The sequence below is a fragment of the Halobacteriovorax sp. RT-1-1 genome, from assembly GCF_047085455.1.
In the GTDB taxonomy this organism is placed as follows: Bacteria; Bdellovibrionota; Bacteriovoracia; order Bacteriovoracales; family Bacteriovoracaceae; genus Halobacteriovorax_A.
Genome location: NZ_JBKIXZ010000002.1, coordinates 806,712 through 825,078, shown reverse-complemented (window position 1 = coordinate 825,078; position 18,367 = coordinate 806,712). Strand labels below are relative to the sequence as shown.

The window sequence follows — 18,367 nt, the reverse complement described above, 5'->3', positions numbered from 1 at the left end:
TTTTATACTCCTTCACAATCAAAACTCCCATTTTCATAATCTTCTTGATAGATGTATTTAATTGTATAGTAGAACTCTAGTCTTTTCTTTGAATTATAGTTCAATGTATGCAAATGCTTATCGATCATACTCTTATAGATATTTGGATCCTCTAATTTTTGAATACAGCTATATACATCCTTATTTTCTTGGATAAGCATTCTAATAAAATTATGATCCTCTTGATTTTTAAAGATAAGTTGTAAGTTTCGCACAACTTTATCGAGATATCTTCTGTAATCAGAGTTATTTAACGAAATAGGAATATAAAACCTTTGAATATCATCTCTTATCCCATTATTATCTGAATCAACACCTAACAGATTTTCAAAATTTTCTACGATGTCAGGGACTAGAACTTCCGGATCATATGGCCTAATCGTTTCAGAATATTCAGCACTTCTATCAAGAGAGTCTTTAACAATTAATTTTACACTATGTTCGTTATTATCAGCAAAACTATATTGAAAATTAAAGTCACTTGAAGACTGAACCTCTTGTCCATCCACAAACCATGTATAAAGAGCGACTTCTCTATTCTCACTTAGAGATAGTGATCCATTAAAAACCCCTACGTTTCCAACTTCAAAATAGTGTGCGAACATTGGTTCAGGAACATTATCATAGTTATACAAAATAACTTCTTTCTCTAGTGTTGATTGTAAACCAAAAGAATCAGAAACTGTTAAAACAACAATATGGGTTCCATAGCTTACTTGTGAATCGAAACTCAATCCAGAATGAATCGTTTCGCTTATAACCCATGAATAATTTAAACTAGAAATATCTTCATCCTGTGTCTCCTGAGCATTACATGTAATTACTGATTCCTTATTTTTTTGAGTACATGAAAAAGCTGCAACAGGAGCCTTATTTAGTGCGATCAACTTATTAAAAGTTGAAACTTGACCTTCATTATCTTCAATTATTAAGGTAACTTTTACTGATTCTTGGCCATCAACTTCAATCAAGACTGATTCACCACTGTATAAGACTTCATTTACATAAAAATTTGAAGAAGTAATATACCCATCAGGATCATATGAAGTTGAATTACAACTTAACTGAGTTTGACTTGCCTGTACGCAGTTAAAAGCTACGACAGGCAGAATGTTTTCACTTATTAGAACAACTTGATTAGAAGTAGAACTTTTTCCGCTATCATCAGTCACAGTTAATGAAACATCTACATTTCCACTCGCTGATACTGATACTTCATCAAGATTAAGGCTTGTATATTCAACTCCATTAATTTTCCATATACTTGAAACAATTACACCATCATCTGTTGAGTGATTTTGACATGATAATTTTAAAGAACTTGGTGAATGACAATTAAAGCTTACATAAGGAGCTATATCATCTTTTACTTCTTGATTATTGTATTCCACTGAGTCGGCATAGCTCCCATAACTAGTCCTAACCGTCATCTGAATAACATAATTATCAGGCTCACTATATTCATAGTCAAAGAAATCCCACGTCCAACTAGAAAAAGCAGGTTCAAATGTTTCCGTATTACCATCACCCCAGTCAATTTCAATGGACTGAATTTCTTCATCTTTAGCAAGTGCAACAACATCACACCCAACGAAGAGTCCACCTTCATCAAAACACTCAAGATGCGAAATAAATTCCTCACCTTCTTCAGCAATAATAACTCTTGCTGTTTGCGAAGCTGTCATTCCATATTCATCAACGATTGTTAGAGTTGGATAATATGTTCCTGGTTCATAGAAATGCGTATGGACTGGCTCATTTCCAGTGTAGACAGTGCCATCGCCATAATCAAAGGTACGACTTACGATCTCACCAGTTGGAGACATTGAAAGGTCCACATTAAAAGTTACGTGTGGAGCAAAGTATTGTTTTTCATATCTAAAGTTTACAATTGGAGGCGCAGGAGAAACTTCATCATCAGTCACAACCACCTCTTTTGTAAGTGTTGTTACAAGTACTTCATCACCATATTTTACAAATTCAACGCTAACTTCATAAGTTCCTGCACTTGCATACTGGTGTTTTACTCCACCTTCATCTGGAATCCAATGCTCAGACTCTTGTCCATCACCCCAATTAATAACTAGTCCATCAAATAGTTTAGCAGGGTCAAAAACATCTCTAAACTCAATAAAGACTTTTCGAGGAGCTGAAGGAACGACTTCAAATTCCATAACTGGTGGAAGTTGGGCCATCTCTTCATTTGTACCTACAAATACGCTTCTTTGATACTTAAAGACTCGATTATAGATGTCAGTTACTTCTAAAATTACATCATGATTTCCAAGAGAGATATCATTTATATAAATAGAATCTAAGTGATAATAATTTGGAAGAACGTAGTCCTGACCATCAACGACAAATTTAGCCGTTTTAATTTGATCACGTGGAATACTTTGAACAAAGATAAGCTCAAGCATCTCATCTTCAACCGCATACTTAAAGAAAGCTTCTCGCGTATTAATAATTGGTGCGGAAACAATAATTTTAATCTCATCACTTGAGATATACCCATTTGAGTCAGTAACCTTGGCCTTAACATAGAAGATACCTTCTTCATTAAAAGTATGATTAAAGCTATTAGTTGAGATTTCTTGTTTCAAGTTATTTATAAAGAATTCAACTGTTGAAATACCATTTGGAACAACAGACTCAGATGTTGAAAAGCTTAAGGTCTCACCAATTTCAAGGTTTGTCTTTGTTGTAGAAACGTTAACTACCGGTCTTGATGGATCAAAACAATTTCCAGATCCTGTAAGAGCTGTATTTTTTAATGTACACTCTGGTGAAGAAGCTGAGAATGAATCCACAGAGTTTAAAGAAGCATTTTCCTCAATATTAATTAGGCCATCAGAAAAAAGATTCACTTCATTTGCTGAAATCTGACTTTGCTTTTGAATATTTAGTCCAGCACGAGAATCAAGACAGATTCCGCCAGTTGTTGAAAAACTAAAGTTTTCAGCGACATTTATTGAACATGGAGTATGAACAATTAGATGCTCCTCTCCAGAATAGCTAAATGCTAGTACTAGGTTCTTACTATTTAAGTCACTACTTGATTTATAACTTTCTACATCTGAAAAAGATTGAGCTATATATTCTCCACTACAAGCTGTAGCTTCACTAAAGTCTTGCTTTAAACACTCAAACTCCTCAGGAGCGAGCTGAATACTATAGTTGATTGTTAATTCATTTGTATTTCCTGCAAGGTCAGTCATTGTAATAACGATGGATTTTGCACCTTCTTCTGTATTTGAAAGTTTATATGAAAATGAGCTTTCATTTACTGTAACACTATCTCCATTAATGCTTAGGCTGCTTAATTCTTCACTTACGATACCATTTAATTCATAATTTAATGAATCAAGACTTTGACCTTCTACGAGATTAATTGATGAAATCGTTGGTTTTATTCCATCGTAGATTACTTGAGCGATCGTAAATGATTCAGTATTTCCAGCTTGATCAAGAACGATAGCTGTGATTTCATTACTCCCCTCTACTAATTCGATACTAGTGTTTATAACTTTTTCAATTGAAGAAAGTACTTCAACACCATTTCTTAAAACCTTAATATCAACTGCAGTTATATCTTCAATACTAAAATCTAGTGAAAGACTCTTATTGGCAGTAAGTCCACCTTGAGTATTATTTTGTGCCAATACAGGTTTCTTATTATCAAGCGTTAACTTTGCTATATTTGTGCTACTAGTATTTCCTGCTAAATCGGACATCGAGACTGTTATCTCATTTACGCCATAATTTAAAGAAATTGTATTATTTACTAAATTTTCATTTGTCTCTAAAATTTTTGAACCATTATTATATATAGTAGTTGTTGCAAGAGTTGAGTCTTGAACAGTAAAGTCTAGCTTATATGTTTCTGTAGACAAAATACTATCTGAGTTTGCGTTTCTTAAAAGTTTTGGTGACACATTATCAAGAGTGATACTTGATATCTCAGCATTACTTACGTTACCCGCAGCATCAGTCATCACAACAGAGATATTGTTGATACCGCTACTAAGCGTTATACTTTCATTTACACTCTTATTCGTTGTAGATAGAACTTTAATCCCATTATTAAAGACATCAGTTGTTACTGTTGAGATATCTGTAACAGAGAAGTTCAGTGTTAAACTTGAATTTGCTGTATACCCACTAGATGTACTGTTATTTGCTAAAACAGGTGCATCATTATCAATTGAAACTGTCGCAATATCAACTATCACAGTATTCCTAAGAGAATCAGTTACCTTCGCACTAATGATATTTTCACCACTAGATAAAGTGATACTTTCTTGTACATGCTTATTAGATGTTGTTAATAACTTCTCACCGTTACTAAAAACAATCACCTCAACGCTTGATACATCACTCACCTTAAAGTCGAGATCAAGTTCATCACCTGTAATGAACCCATTTGGTGTATTATTTTCAATTAAAGTGGGTGCAGAATTATCAACAAAGAATTCATTTAAAAGCTTTGTACTTTCATTTCCTGCATTATCCTTAATCAGGGCCGTAATTTGATATGACCCATCAGCTAGGCTTAAATTTGAAACATTATATTCAACTTCTTCGGCGCTAATTTTCGCTGAGGTTACAGATGTACCCGTGACGGCCTCATCTTGAGCATTCTTAATTTCAATTGAAATTGAATCATTAACGAGATGACCAAAGCTATCTTTTGCAAGATACTTTACATTTTCAAATTTACTTAGGGATGTTTCACCTTCTTTATAGAAATCAGTAGAAATTATAGGTTTTACGTCATCGATTGATACAGGAAGAGTAAATCCAATTTCTCCATAAGGAAAATCAAGAGAAACTTTCTTTTTAAATAATTTAAAATGGAGATTTAATTTCTTTGTAAGTTTAAGGTCGAAATTATTTAGATCAGAAATACTTAACTTATCTGTATCGAAAGTTATTTTATTCTCCTGCCCATATGCAATTTCAGAAAAACCACTCGATACTTTTAAAGCATTATTAAAATAGAGGTCTAGCTTATACTGATTAAGGCCATCGTCATTAAAAGATTCATCATTTTTATCATTCTTGTCATCAATTCCAGGAAACCAAAAACTCTTACTCGAGAGGTTTTTTGATGCAGCTTCGACTGTTACCCTATCACCCTCAATTGCAGAGCCAATAGGCGCTCTCAGTGACATTTTATGCCCTGAAAAGAAGCTTGAGTAATAAAATGGAAAGGCCACATCATTATCAACTTGAAGTGGAATCTTGATCTGCGCTAAAACAGACGCATCTTCTTCAATTAGCTCATCAATATTTTTGGAAACTCTTTCAAGTCTATCTTTTAAATCGTTTAACCAACTTATAAGATGAATGCTTGAGCCTCTTTTATTTCGCTGTTGAATTCGCTTTTCTAAGAGAACAATTCTCTTATTGAGCTTAGCTTGAAGCCTCTCGTATTTCTTAATCTTAGGATCTTCCTTAGCAACTAAGATATGAAGCGTATTCTCATTTCCAGAGATAAGCTCAGGTGTATTGAATGACCACTGATACTCTTGCCCTTTCTTTTTGACCGCAAGCTGATCTGTTACTTCAGTCATGGCATCTGGAAAATATGCTCTAATTGAAACATTTCCTTGAAGAGTTGCACGACACTTTAGCTTATTAAAAATTGAAGAATATTTAGATACACAGATAGAACCATTTAATTGTGCTGTCTCACCTGAGTCATACTTCACATGACTTGCTTGTGGTGTATTGTACTTAATGACAACACCTTTTCGATTATAATTCGTGCCAACTCCAGCCATTGAATTAAAAGAACTAATAGTAAGTGATAGTAAAAGAATAAACTTTGCTAATGTATATCTACACATGATCAAACGTCCCGCTTAAATTAAGTATTAATTTGAGTTTTGATTACTAGTTAAAAGAAGTAGTTCCTGATAATCCTCTTCAGAGATAGCACCATCGGCCTTTAACTCATCAAGTTCCGACCTCGATAAAGAATAAGGCGTATCATTTAACTCTTTTTTAAGCTCTGTTAGCTCCTCTTTTCTTTCCTGAACGAAAGAAGAGCTTGAAGAAACTTCTGAGTTCTTGTCTTTTGAAATTGATGTTTCTTTCTCAATGCAGCTAATCAGTAAAAAACTACAAAATACTAAAACTATGAATGAATTTTTCATTTATCCCTCATCAAATATTTCTATTTAACTGAGTATCGGGCACAATAAATTTTTCTGAAAAACAAAATAACTTTTCATTAGAAATATCAATATTATTAGATACTTAAGGTGAAATTCAGGAAAAAACTGATGTCTTAATAATTATATTAATCTATACCGAAACTTCCTGACCTATTCCTAAAGAGAACCTTTAGAAATGGAGTGATTTTTATAAAATTAGATGACTAAATTAAAAAAAATCCACAAAAATTTGGCAAAATTGTTAAGTATTGAAACAGCCAAAAATGTTATGAGATATCGTTTTTTATTGAGGAGACTTTCCCATTGGCCCTGAGACGAACCGCTCGGGCTTGGACCCTCGCTCTCGACGCTAATCTCTAGCTAAAGAGTGGGGGGCCTAGCACCGCAAACAATAGACTGGCTTTATGGTCAGGATGACCGGTATGTCAGCGAGAGGCAGGAGCCGAAGCTGACGAGGGCGGCCAATTTTGCGGGTGCTTAATAGCGATCTTTAAAACGTATAATCAAAGATTGATTGATATGAAGGTTGCCGCGACGGTAGTCGATGAATTTTGCACGCATTAAGTTTTTTAATGAGTGAGAGAAGTCCACATCGGCCATGGCAAATTCTTTGTAAGGATAGCCGGCCCAAAGATTTTTAAGTTCAGCATGAAGATCTTTTTCTCTTTTTCTGAATTTACCTTGGTCTTTTAGATGGTAAATGATGAAAAGCTCTTCGTCTTCAAGCTCGATTCCTAGGCCATAGCAGATGGCACTTAGTGCATGAACTGCAGCAATGTATTTCTTATCTTTACCGAATTCGTTTTGAAAATTAACAAAGCCTTTAAAGAATGCATCTAATTTGAAAACCATATTTTCATAGATTGCATATGTACTTTTTGATGAGTCATTAGAGACGTGGATACATTTATGAAGAAGTTCTTCAAATTGATCCATTTTCTTAAATTCTACTCTTTCTAATATTTCTTCTAATGTTTCTTGTAATTGTTCCATAGTCGTCTTTCTATCACATAATTCCTAAGCTGCCTATTGAGTAATACCGCGAATCTGATACTCTTTCGAAGGCTTACGACGGCGATCGTATTCCTTTTGTCCTGGAGAGCGTGAATCATTGTAAATATCCTCAGCTCCATAATAATTACTGATCATACAGACATTAAGAGCTGCGATACGATCGCATTTTGATTTAACAATTCTTTTATAATTGGCCACCGCTTTTTGATTACGGGCCTGTCTTTCTGGTGTTAAGCGGTAGTATTCAACAAAGAGATTTCTATCCGCTGGATTAATTTCATCTTTGTACACATTGTAAACGAGCTTCTCGCAAGAAACATCCTTAAGCTCACCTTCAATAGCAGGAAAGTGATTCTTTAAAGTTGATGCTGATTGAGAACGGAAACCACCTTGATCATCGTCCCCTGCAAAGAATGAAAGGTTTGAATAAATATCTTCTATCTTAGCTGTTTCATTTTCACACGAGTTAAGCATTTGATCGACTCTTGTTAGAAGTCTCTCTAGATTCTTTTTAGTCACCTCTGCATTTTCATCATCACAAGAAATACACCACTCTCTTTCTGCGAAGTCAGAATTCACATAGAGCATGGTTGCTAAGAGAGTATTTTCAAGTCCACTCATGGCATCAGCATGGGCCGTCGGAATTAATAAATCAAGGACAGTAAACCTACGAGTGGCCTTAACTTTATCCGTTAACTCATTAAACGCCTTATTAAAGTCGAGCTTCTGAAGGTCGATAGGACGCTCATTTAAGAGGAACTGGTTTTTAACTAGGGTTTGAATCGAATATTGTAATTTATAATTTCCAACCCTAATGGTAGCTATACCATTACTAATAGTTGCTGGTGGAAGTTCACCAATTTTGTTCTTCTTTAACCAGCGAAAGTACTTATGCTGTTCTTTGATATTTTTAAAGGATTGCGCATAAGACTCTGGATCCTTGCGCCTCTGATTGTAACTATCTGTGATATTCACAAACCTTCGGTAAAAATTCTTTAAAGCGAAGTCTTCAACGATTGCTTCTCCAGAATATTCTTCTTTCTCCACAATCATTTTTGCATGAGATTGGGACACTGTCGCCAAAAGGCCAACAAGTACCAAGAACTTAATAACTGAATTCCTCATAATTATCTCCCATACGCTTAACGGAGTAATTATATCAATTATTAAATCTTTATGTCAGAGATCTAAAGATATCAATAAGATAGCAAGGCCATCGACATGGCCTCGCCCTAGTTATGCCAATTAAAATTGTGCTGATAATTGAAAGATAAAAGATGAGCCACACTCGAATTCATCGAGCTGATTGACTCCACAATCCATTGCTGAAACAGAGTAGTCCATTGTGAAAGACCCTTTTTCCGTATTCAATTTGAAGCCCTCTGCTAAATCAAGGCCTTGGGCCGTAAGAGCTGGAGCGATTGCTCTTTCTAAGTTCTCTGCACTAATTGAGATTTGTTTTAGCTTACCAAATAAAGTCTTCTTAACCACTGCTGGTACCACAATATCAATTTCATGCTCTTCAAAGATAATTTGAACTGCTTTTTTAGAGACAACGTTTAATTTCATTTTATTAAGTATTTGCTTAGTAGGAACTCCTTGCGAGATTTCATTACGTGAGCCTTCAACACTAATAACCATGTCGAAGTCACCTTCAATTGTCGACTTTGTTCCAGTAAGAGCATCTCCCTTAACCTCATAGAAGTCCTTACCACGAAGCTCGATCGTAATTTCCATACCATTTTCAAGGTGATTGAAATTTGTGTTAACAGTCTTAGCTAATTCATTATAGCTTACACCCTTTGCAAGAGCTTCTGTCATGGCCGTCGAACATGATTCAACCTGACCAAGATCTCCTCTCTTTAAAAGAGCTGCCGCCTTAGTAGAGCCGTCTAAGGCACGGGCATAATTTATTGCCGCCTCATTATTTGAAAAGCGACAACTTGATAATCCATCATTAACAGATAATGATGCAAATGCTTGAGTGCTTAATAAAGTGATTGCTGTGGCAATAATAAACTTATTCAATTCAGGCTCCCTGCTACCTTCTTAAAAGATTGGCAATAAAATAGCACATCCAGCAAATCTATCGAGTAATTTGAAAATTTACCAATGGATGTCTTAGATTTAGACGCCTATTTTAAACAAGGAAAAATGGTCTTGAAACTTAAGAATATTCTTAAATTTCAAGACCTTAGAGCTTATTCTGTCTTCATTTGCTCAATAAATAATCGATATAATGAAGGTAAAACGACAAGAGTCAGAAGAGTTGCTGAAATAATCCCTCCAACGACTACTGTCGCTAGCGGTTTTTGAACCTCTGCCCCTAGCCCAGTTGAAAAAATCATCGGTAGGAAACCAAAGATATCCGTTAAGGCCGTCATAAGAACTGGACGAAGTCTAACCATTGTCCCCTCCCTCACAACGTCATCTGGTGATTTTCCATCTGCTAAGAGTCTATTAAAGTAAGTCACAAGAACAACACCATTTAGAATACTAATCCCACACAGAGCGATAAATCCAACACCAGCAGAAATACTAAATGGTAATCCTAAAATCTTTAGTGATAGAACTCCACCGATGAGTGCCATTGGTGCGCATAGAAAAATCAATAAGACTTGGGCGTAGTTTTTAAAGGCCGCATAGAGCATCACTAAAATGAGAAGCAGAGCCAATGGAACCAGAATACTTAGTCTTTCTTTAGCAGAAATAAGATTCTTAAAACTTCCACCCCATTCGATATAATAACCTTCAGGAAGAGTTACTTCTTTCTCAACAATCTCTTTTGCTACATTAACAAAGTTTTCAATATCACGAGTTTGTGGATTAATTAAAATGGCCAATCTTCGAGTTGAATTCTCACGATTAATCGATGAGTATGTCTCAGAAAGTTCAATATCTGCGACATCTTTTATTTTAACAGTGTACCCTTCAGAAATCCCCACCGGAAGATTTGAAATTGTTTCCACATCAGATCTCTCATTAGCAGATAAGCGAGTCATGATTGGATACTTCTTAACACCATCATAAATATCACCAACCTTGCTACCACCAATGGCCGTTGAGATAACATCAAGAACAGGTTTGCTACTAACGCCTAACTTTGCAAGCTCCTCAAGCTTTGGCGTGTATTGAATCATTGGAGAAAGCCCCTTTGATTCAACTTCAACCTCACCTGCTCCAGGTGTTTTTGCAATGGCTTCAGAAACCTTATTGGCAATCTCTTCTATGACTTTTAAATCTTCCCCGAAAACTTTCGCTGAAACAGATGCCCTTGTTCCTTCAAGTAACTCGTTAAAGCGAAGCTCTACTGGTTGAGAGAACATTGCCACTTGAGCTGGTATATTTAAAGCGAGGGCCTTCTTCACTTCCTCCATTAGATCATTCTTATTTTGAATAAGATCACTTTTTGGCCATTCATCAACTGGCTTAAGCATGACATATGAATCCGAAATATTAACACCCATAGGGTCAGTACTAATCTCACCTGCTCCAGTTCTCCCAAAAACTGTTTTGACTTGTGGAAATTCTTTGATGACATCTTCACTTAATCTTTGAAGATGGATGGAATTTTCAATGTTGATATTTGCTGGGCGAATAAACTGAACCGCAAAGTCCCCCTCATCTAATTGAGGAATAAACTCAGATCCTAGGCCCATAAAAAGAACTCCCCCCAGAGCAATAGCAGATACGCCAAAGCCAAGGACAGTCTTTTTAAACTTAAGGGCCAATTCTAAAATTGGAGCAAAAGCTTGCTTGGCAAGAAGCATGATCTTAGGTTCACGATCTTTAGTATTTGAATTTAAGAATGTTGCGGCCAATGCTGGTACTAAAGTAAAAGATAGAACGAGGGCCGAACCAAGGGCCATAATGAAAGTTGTCGCCATTGGACCAAACATCTTCCCTTCAACTCCAGTTAGGGCAAATAGAGGGATGAAAACAGTAATGACAATGATCTCACCGAAGCCTGCGGCAGAACGAATTTCTATTGCACTTTCTACAACAAGATCTTTGATTTCAGCGCGTGTTAAGGCGCGCCCAATTTCCTTTGTTCTCTTTTGTAAGCGGTGGACACAATTTTCAATAACAATAACGGCACCGTCAACAATGATCCCAAAGTCCAGAGCACCAAGGCTCATTAAGTTTCCTGAAACATTCTGCCAGCGCATTAGAATGAAAGTAATTAAAAGTGAAATTGGAATTGTTGCAGCAACAATAATTGCGGCCCTAATATTCCCCACAAGTAGCATGAGAAAGGCCATGACAAGTCCGGCCCCTACAATTAGGTTATGCTCAACAGTACTTAAGGTAGCATTAACCATATTCGAACGATTATAAACGATTTCGAGATTTACCCATGAAGGAAGATCCTTTTTAATCTCGTTGATACGCTCTTCAAGTCTAATTGATACAGCACGAGAGTTTTCCCCAAGAAGCATAAAGGCCGTGCCGATGACAACTTCTTTTCCATTATGAGTTGCTGCTCCTGTGCGAATCTCTTTATCAAACTTAACAACGGCCACATCTTTAACACGGATGATATCAAGAGAACCAAGGCGTTTGATAACAATATTTTCGATATCAGAGATATTCTTTAAAAGACCAACACCGCGAACAAGAAGTTGCTCACCAGTTTGAGGAATATATCCTCCCCCAACATTTTGGTTCGTACTCTCAATGGCATTTTCAATATCATCAAAGTGAATTCCAAAGCGGGCCATTTTATCAATATCAGGCTGGATGAAATATTGCTTCTCATAACCACCAATTGTGTTAACTTCTGTCACACCTTTAACAGTTAGAAGTCTTGGCTTAATCAACCAATCTTGGATTGAGCGAAGCTCCATAAGCTTCAGCATCTCCTCTTCTTCAGTTTTTACCTCTCCCTTAAAACTTAAAGAGTAGTGAAAGATCTCTCCAAGGCCCGTACTAATTGGCCCCATCTCAGGTTTTATTCCAATAGGAAGATCAATATTAACAAGTTTTTCAGAAGTTAATTGTCTTGCTCGAAAAATATCCACATCATCATTAAAGATGACAGTAACCTGAGAGATACCGTACTTCGATACAGATCGAGTTTGCTCAACTCCTGGCATTCCCGTTAAGGCCGACTCAATTGGAAACGTTACCATTCTTTCGATTTCTTCAGGAGTTAGCCCTTCAACAGGAGTATTAACCTGCACCTGGGTATTTGTGATATCTGGAACAGCATCAATTGATAATTTATCAAAAGAGTAAATACCGCCAATGATGAGAATTGCTGTGGCAATAAAAACAAAGAGACGGTTATGAACACTGAATTCAATTATTTTATTCATCATGATTCTTGCCCCCGTCCTTAATGTGCGTGGCCATATTCAGACTCATCTGTTGAGAAGATATCTGAAACGCGAAGAAGACCAATTCCGCTAACAACAATTTCATCCCCTTTAGTGAATGCTCCAGTCAGCTCATGCTCGTCTATTAACTTAAAGAAGCCAGCTCTTTTACGATAAAGCGCACGCTCTTTACCAACCACAACGTAGGCACTATCTGGGATATTTACAAATCCCTTTGTGTACGTAGTTGTTTTAATAGCAAGTCTCTTCTGCGCTTCATTAGACAACTGAAAACCGTGCCTTTCATCAACTTTCGTGATGGCCTTGCCTTCACCAGTTTTCTCTTCCCCGTGTCCATGATGATCGTCGTGGTCGTCGTGATCGTCATGGTCAGAATGTTCCTCATGCTTGTGTTCATCATGTTTGTGTTCGTCATGATGAGACTCACAACCAACTAAACCGATCAGTAATATTAGTAAGAATATTTTTTTCATATTTGTTCCTCTAAAATTGTTCCTCTTAGTAAATAGATATTCCATAAAGCTTCGACTGCTCCCATTTCGTAGTCATTTCGCCTAATGGAAAAGTCCACCATTTGTCTGTGGGCCTCAATAATCAGCGATGTTGAAATCACACCGCGATCAAAGAGCTTTTCTATTCTCTTATGCTTCTTTTCTAAGACGGCCTGAGAAACCATTTTCTTATATACTGATTGATAGCGTTCATATTTTTGAATCCAATTCTTAAGATCAATTTGAAGATCAAGTTCATCGTAACGAATTTGGAACTCACCCTTTTTAACTGCGGCCATCCCCTTGGCCTTTGCTCCATCATTTGTATTAAATACTGGTAAGTCAAAAGTAAGGCTTAGACCAAAGGCATGCTCTTTCTCATCATCAACTTTGGAGTATTCATACATAGGCCCAATCGAAAGATCACTATAAGCATTGGACTTGGCCACATCATACTCGGCCTTTGCAACGGCAAGTTGTGCGAGTCCTTTCTTATAGTCAGTGCTATCTTTTAACTCTAGTGATTTTAAGTTGATCTTTTTAAACTTAAATAATTTTGGCAGAGCACTTTTTGTGACAACACAATTCTTTCCTGCATTTAATTTTAAATGGACTTGTAGATTTGCTTTTTCAGCAATCAGTTCTGATAGCCTGATGTAGTAATCATCCATCGCAAACGAAAGAGTCTCATACTCGACTTCTTGGCTTGGTGATAATGACTTTCTAATCTTGCTCTTCTTATCAAGAACTTTCTTTAGAGAATCGTAAGATTCTTGATAAACGGGAATGAGTTCTTGAATTTGTCTAAGGCGATACATATTTAGAATATTTTCTAAAACAACCTTTTCCTTTTCACCTTTAGACTCAAGACTTCCAAGCTCTTTTAATCTCTGTGCCCATGCTTTACGTGAACCTCTCTTTCCCCCTAGCTCAAAAGTTTGAGTTAGCTTAATCATGGAAGAGATTTCATTACTCCCTGCAGAGACGACTTCTGTTTCAACCTCAGGGTTATAAACCTGATTGGCCGAATTGATTTCACCATCAAGTATTTCTTCATTGGCCTTTGCCAAGTAATTGACTTGATGATTTGACTTAATTTTCTTCAAAAATTCATTGGCATCAGTGATACGACAACTCTGTCCATAGGTGTTTAAGCCTATGCACATTGCAAGAATCACGATGCTACTTCGACTAGTATTCATCGCATTAATCCTTTTTAAATAAGAATGTTAAAACTTTAAATTTGAAAATTTACGATAAAGAAGGTGGCTTCTTTGCCGGGTCGAGGTATGGGGATTTGAAGAAATCCAATCTTGGTGTTTGTGTGATATTAATTTCAATTAGAGGTAATTTAATTTCGACAGTATGTTCGAGATTGGCCAAGAAGTGAAGACCTGTACAATGAATATGACAGTGATCAGAACCGCTGTCGTGATCGTCGCAATGATCTGGATGGTCCAATTTAGATTTTTCGACTTTGGTACTCTCCATATTATTTACAGACAATTTAATTTCATGGGCCTCATGAGTGAAGCTCACAAAAATCATAAAGACTGTGAATAGTGAAAGTAGAATTCGCATCATGAGTAAAATACTAACATGCTCAGATATTGGAGTCTAGCCTCCAATCTGTTTCCACTTTAAATTTTTTTTATCGAAGTGCGCCTTAACTTGATCAAGCTTTTCGCCGTGAACCTCGATATAGTCGTTTTTAAAGGCACCTCCAACACCAAGAGATTTTTTTAAATCCTTAGCAAGTTTCTGACACCATTTTTTATTTGCAGGAAGATCGCTAATTTCAATAATCGCTCTTCCCTTTCCTGAAGTTAGTCTTCTAATTTTTAAAACAAGTTCAGATTCATTAACTTCTTCATTAGAATTATTTTTACTATTTTTTTTTCTTAAATCACCGGCCTCATCAGACCACACTAGTTTTGCATCTTTCATTCTTTAATCATAACTTAGAAACTAGAATTTGGCATTTTCAAAAATTCAATCTCTTCTGGTGTTGACTCTCGACCAAGAACTCCATTGCGATGTGGATAGCGGCCAAAACGCTCAATGATGGCCATATGCTGATGCATATATTGAAGGGCCATGTCGTTATCTAATTTTTCAAATAGTCTCAATCCCTCTTTTTGAATGGTAAGAGATTCACTGTGCATATAGGGCATGTAGAGAAAGTGTTTCTTTCTAGTCGTAAAACCTTCATCGGCTTTTTGGAGGATTGCCTCTTGGGCCAAGACCAAGGCCATATCATCACTTGCAAAGGAGCGTGCATCACCACGATAGATATTACGAGAAAATTGATCGAGGATAATAATTTCGGCCAAACGACCCAGATGCTCCTCCCTCCATTCAAATAACTCTCCTTTTGCTGCCTTTGTATGAAGTCTGCCAAAGCGCTCTTCAATCTCGCGATCAATTCGAGCATCTTTCATCCACTTTTGCTCTTCAGTAAGCTCATCAAACCAAAAATCAAGTACTTCGTGATACATAAACTCTCCTACTTAATGAAAAATTACCCGATATCTTGTTCAAAATTTGAAATCTAGGTAGAACCTTGTCATGAAACAATTAATCCTTCTAGCGTGTTTATTTACATTAACAAAATCAGTCTTTGCGGCCGTTAGCAAGGATGAGTATGAGCAAGTAAAAACTGCTCTTTACCAAGCTTATAGTGAACTTGCCCCGTCACAAAATGAAGTTTTACAAATTAACTTACCAATTGCAGGTTTACCTGATTCGTATTGGTGGGATATTGATATGATCCATGCCTCATATGTTCAGGCCACAAATCAAGAAGATCAAATTGAACACCGTATTTACTTAATGGGTGGCTTTGGTCGACTTGCTGGAATGACTCCTGACGGGCTGGCCCTAACGGCATGTCACGAGATCGGACACGGTATCGGTGGAGCTCCAAAGAAAGATGATCCAATGAATATGGGCTATCACTCTTCAATGGAAGGTCAATCTGATTACTTTGCAACAAAAGACTGCTTGGCGATCGTCTTTAAATACCTTCCAGAATTACGTGAAGTAAAAGAGAAATCAATCTACAAAGATCTATGCTCAAAACAAGATAAGCATGAGTACTTTACTTGTCTAAGACTTCTAACTGCTATGGAAGCAGATCAGGCCTTCTTTAAAAGCAATGGTGATGAAGTAAGTTTTGCGACATACTCTTCAAATGTAGCGACTGAGCTAAATACTGCCCCGTCATTTTATCCTAGTGCCCAATGTCGTTTTGATACGATGATTAACGGAATCTTAGACCTAGAGCGTCCAGAATGTTGGTACCCAGGTGGCGAGAAAAACGGAACATTGCGCTAAATACCTCCTATTTTTCGACATGTTCTCTATTAAATGCTAAGGTGCCCACTATTAGTAGAATTTAACCAAACAAAGGGTATTTAATGGAAACTCATATGGAAAAAGTAAGCTACATTATCGGTCGCCAAATTGGATCTGATTTTGTTGCACAAGGAATGGAAATCAATGCTGAAATTTTCGCAAATGCTGTAGCATCTGCAATGAAAGGTGAAGCAAGCCAACTATCACCAGAAGAAACTCAAAAAACAATGACTGAGTTCCAAGAGCACATGGCAAGACAACTTGCTGAAGCAGCGAACAAGCTAGCTGAAGAAGGTCGTGCATACCTTGAAACTAATAAAGCAGCCGAAGGTGTATCAACAACAGCTTCAGGTCTACAATATAAAGTTCTAGAAGCAGGTTCAGGAGCAACTCCAACTGCAGAGTCTACTGTAGAAGTTCACTACGAAGGTAAACTAATTGATGGAACTGTTTTTGATTCTTCATACCAAAGAGGACAAACAATTCAATTCCCTGTTGGTGGTGTAATTAAGGGTTGGACAGAAGCTCTTCAACTGATGAAAGAGGGAGACTCTTGGGAACTAACAATCCCATCTGAGCTTGCTTACGGTGAGCACGGTGCAGGAGCAAAGATTCCTCCACACTCAACTCTTATTTTCAAAGTACAACTTATCAAAGCAAACGTATAAGTTTCATAGGGGCCAAGTCATTGGCCCTTTTTTCTTAACTCTCTCATAACCTTTCTTAACCAAACTTAAACTTCTAAATTGTTAATAAAAAGCTACATTTCCATCCATAACTTATGGGAGGATTCATGAAAAAAGTATTAATCTTTTTGGCAACACTACCATTTTTCTTTAATACTGCTCTTGCAGAAAGAAAAAGCGGAGAAGAAGTAAAATTATCAACAACAGAGACAGTCGGTGCAATGAAGCACACAAAACGTTTTAGAAATTTCTTAAGCGCGGCCAAAATTGCAGGCCTTGATGATATCGTAACAATCGATCACCCGATCACTATCTTTGCACCGAATGATGCAGCATTTGCTAAGTTACCACCTGAAACAGTTGAGTACCTTCTAGCAAATCCACTTGAGCTAAGAAAGCTTTTACTTTATCACATTGGATATGGCCGCCATGAAAAAAGCGATCTTAGACAAAAGAAAGAAGTTAAGACATTCCACGGAAGAGTTATTCTTGTGGATCAAGACAGCGAAGAGTTTATCCTAAACTCAAGTACACTACGTCTTGGAACATTAAAGAAACACGATAGAAATATCATTGTTCATGAAATCAATGAAGTATTACTTCCTTCTGAAGAGCTTCCTGCAAACAACTTCCAAACAGTTGAGTATGTTGACCTATCTCGCTACCTTGGTACTTGGTACCAACAAGGTGCATATGACGCCTTCTTTAACCTAAGATGTCAGGGAACAAAAGCAGAGTATAAGCTTAAGCACAACCGCATTAGAGTTAAAAACTCATGTCAGCTAGTTAATGGTGAAGAAAAAGTTGATAAAGCTTATGCAAAAGTAGTGGATAAGATTTCAAATGCAAAACTTAAGGTTAGCTTTGTTCCTCTACTTGGATACTTTGGTGTTGGCGCTGGCGACTACCAAATCATCCACCTCGATGAAGAATATACTGAAGCTATCGTAGCTGATAGAAATAGAAATACGCTCTTCATTTTGACTCGTGACAGAGAAATTGCTGAGTCAAAATATGAAGAATTAGTACAAATTGCTGTAAATCAAGGTTTTAGACCGGAGTATATTAAGAGAACTCCAGTATATGAAGTTGTTGAGCCTGCTGAGCCAACTGAACCGACAGTAGAACCAACTGAGCCTAATGATCATACAGATGGTGACAATCATGACGGTGATCATGATGGGGATATTGTAATTACAGATCCAGTTGAGACTGAAGTAATATTTTAGAAAAAAGAAGGGCCAGATTCTGGCCCTTTT

14 protein-coding genes are annotated in these 18,367 nt (G+C 36.8%); 3 read left to right on the top strand and 11 right to left on the bottom strand.

All coding sequences use genetic code 11. The annotated features are described in order from the left end of the window. Positions 1-2: 2 nt before the first annotated feature. From ACMAWV_RS14285 to ACMAWV_RS14235, 11 genes are all read right to left on the bottom strand, one after another. Positions 3-5,891, bottom strand: coding sequence for a PKD domain-containing protein (locus ACMAWV_RS14285; RefSeq protein WP_412470135.1), 5,889 nt, complete (start codon positions 5,889-5,891; stop codon positions 3-5). A 27-nt stretch (positions 5,892-5,918) separates the two neighbouring features. Continuing rightward, positions 5,919-6,200: a hypothetical protein gene (locus tag ACMAWV_RS14280; RefSeq protein ID WP_412470136.1), complete on the bottom strand. Its 282-nt coding sequence runs from the start codon at positions 6,198-6,200 to the stop codon at positions 5,919-5,921. A gap of 498 nt (positions 6,201-6,698) precedes the next feature. Further along, a complete protein-coding gene (locus tag ACMAWV_RS14275) occupies positions 6,699-7,214 on the bottom strand; it encodes a hypothetical protein (protein ID WP_412463184.1) in 516 nt (171 codons plus the stop codon). 33 nt (positions 7,215-7,247) lie between these two features. Further along, positions 7,248-8,360 carry a hypothetical protein gene (locus ACMAWV_RS14270; RefSeq protein WP_392992536.1) on the bottom strand — a complete coding sequence of 371 codons (1,113 nt, stop codon included), beginning with the start codon at positions 8,358-8,360 and terminating at the stop codon, positions 7,248-7,250. A gap of 120 nt (positions 8,361-8,480) precedes the next feature. After that, positions 8,481-9,263 (bottom strand): hypothetical protein, encoded by a 783-nt coding sequence (locus ACMAWV_RS14265; protein ID WP_392992538.1) that lies wholly within the window; start codon positions 9,261-9,263, stop codon positions 8,481-8,483. A 173-nt stretch (positions 9,264-9,436) separates the two neighbouring features. Next, entirely contained in the window at positions 9,437-12,556 is a 3,120-nt protein-coding gene (locus ACMAWV_RS14260) for an efflux RND transporter permease subunit (protein WP_412470137.1), read from the bottom strand. A gap of 17 nt (positions 12,557-12,573) precedes the next feature. After that, on the bottom strand, positions 12,574-13,047 hold the full coding sequence (locus ACMAWV_RS14255) for a hypothetical protein (RefSeq protein WP_412470138.1): 474 nt from the start codon (positions 13,045-13,047) through the stop codon (positions 12,574-12,576). Then, entirely contained in the window at positions 13,044-14,267 is a 1,224-nt protein-coding gene (locus ACMAWV_RS14250; protein WP_412470139.1) for a TolC family protein, read from the bottom strand. Before ACMAWV_RS14250 ends, ACMAWV_RS14255 begins: the two co-directional genes overlap by 4 nt. A 49-nt stretch (positions 14,268-14,316) precedes the next feature. Then, complete coding sequence (locus ACMAWV_RS14245) at positions 14,317-14,649, bottom strand: hypothetical protein (protein WP_146037857.1); 333 nt, start codon at positions 14,647-14,649, stop codon at positions 14,317-14,319. A 33-nt stretch (positions 14,650-14,682) separates the two neighbouring features. Continuing rightward, positions 14,683-15,012, bottom strand: a complete 330-nt coding sequence (locus tag ACMAWV_RS14240) for a hypothetical protein (RefSeq protein ID WP_412470140.1) — start codon at positions 15,010-15,012, stop codon at positions 14,683-14,685. 14 nt (positions 15,013-15,026) lie between these two features. Next, a complete protein-coding gene (locus tag ACMAWV_RS14235) occupies positions 15,027-15,563 on the bottom strand; it encodes a DUF924 family protein (protein WP_412470141.1) in 537 nt (178 codons plus the stop codon). A 70-nt stretch (positions 15,564-15,633) separates the two neighbouring features. On the opposite strand from ACMAWV_RS14235, the gene ACMAWV_RS14230 reads away from it, so the two are divergent. From ACMAWV_RS14230 to ACMAWV_RS14220, 3 genes are all read left to right on the top strand, one after another. Further along, the gene (locus ACMAWV_RS14230) at positions 15,634-16,401 is read left to right on the top strand and encodes a hypothetical protein (RefSeq protein WP_412463189.1); all 768 of its coding nucleotides are present in this window, start codon (positions 15,634-15,636) and stop codon (positions 16,399-16,401) included. Positions 16,402-16,484: 83 nt separating this feature from the next. After that, positions 16,485-17,090: an FKBP-type peptidyl-prolyl cis-trans isomerase gene (locus tag ACMAWV_RS14225; protein ID WP_412463190.1), complete on the top strand. Its 606-nt coding sequence runs from the start codon at positions 16,485-16,487 to the stop codon at positions 17,088-17,090. Between the two features lie 125 nt (positions 17,091-17,215). Further along, positions 17,216-18,337 carry a lipocalin family protein gene (locus ACMAWV_RS14220; RefSeq protein ID WP_158246875.1) on the top strand — a complete coding sequence of 374 codons (1,122 nt, stop codon included), beginning with the start codon at positions 17,216-17,218 and terminating at the stop codon, positions 18,335-18,337. Positions 18,338-18,367 lie beyond the last annotated feature (30 nt).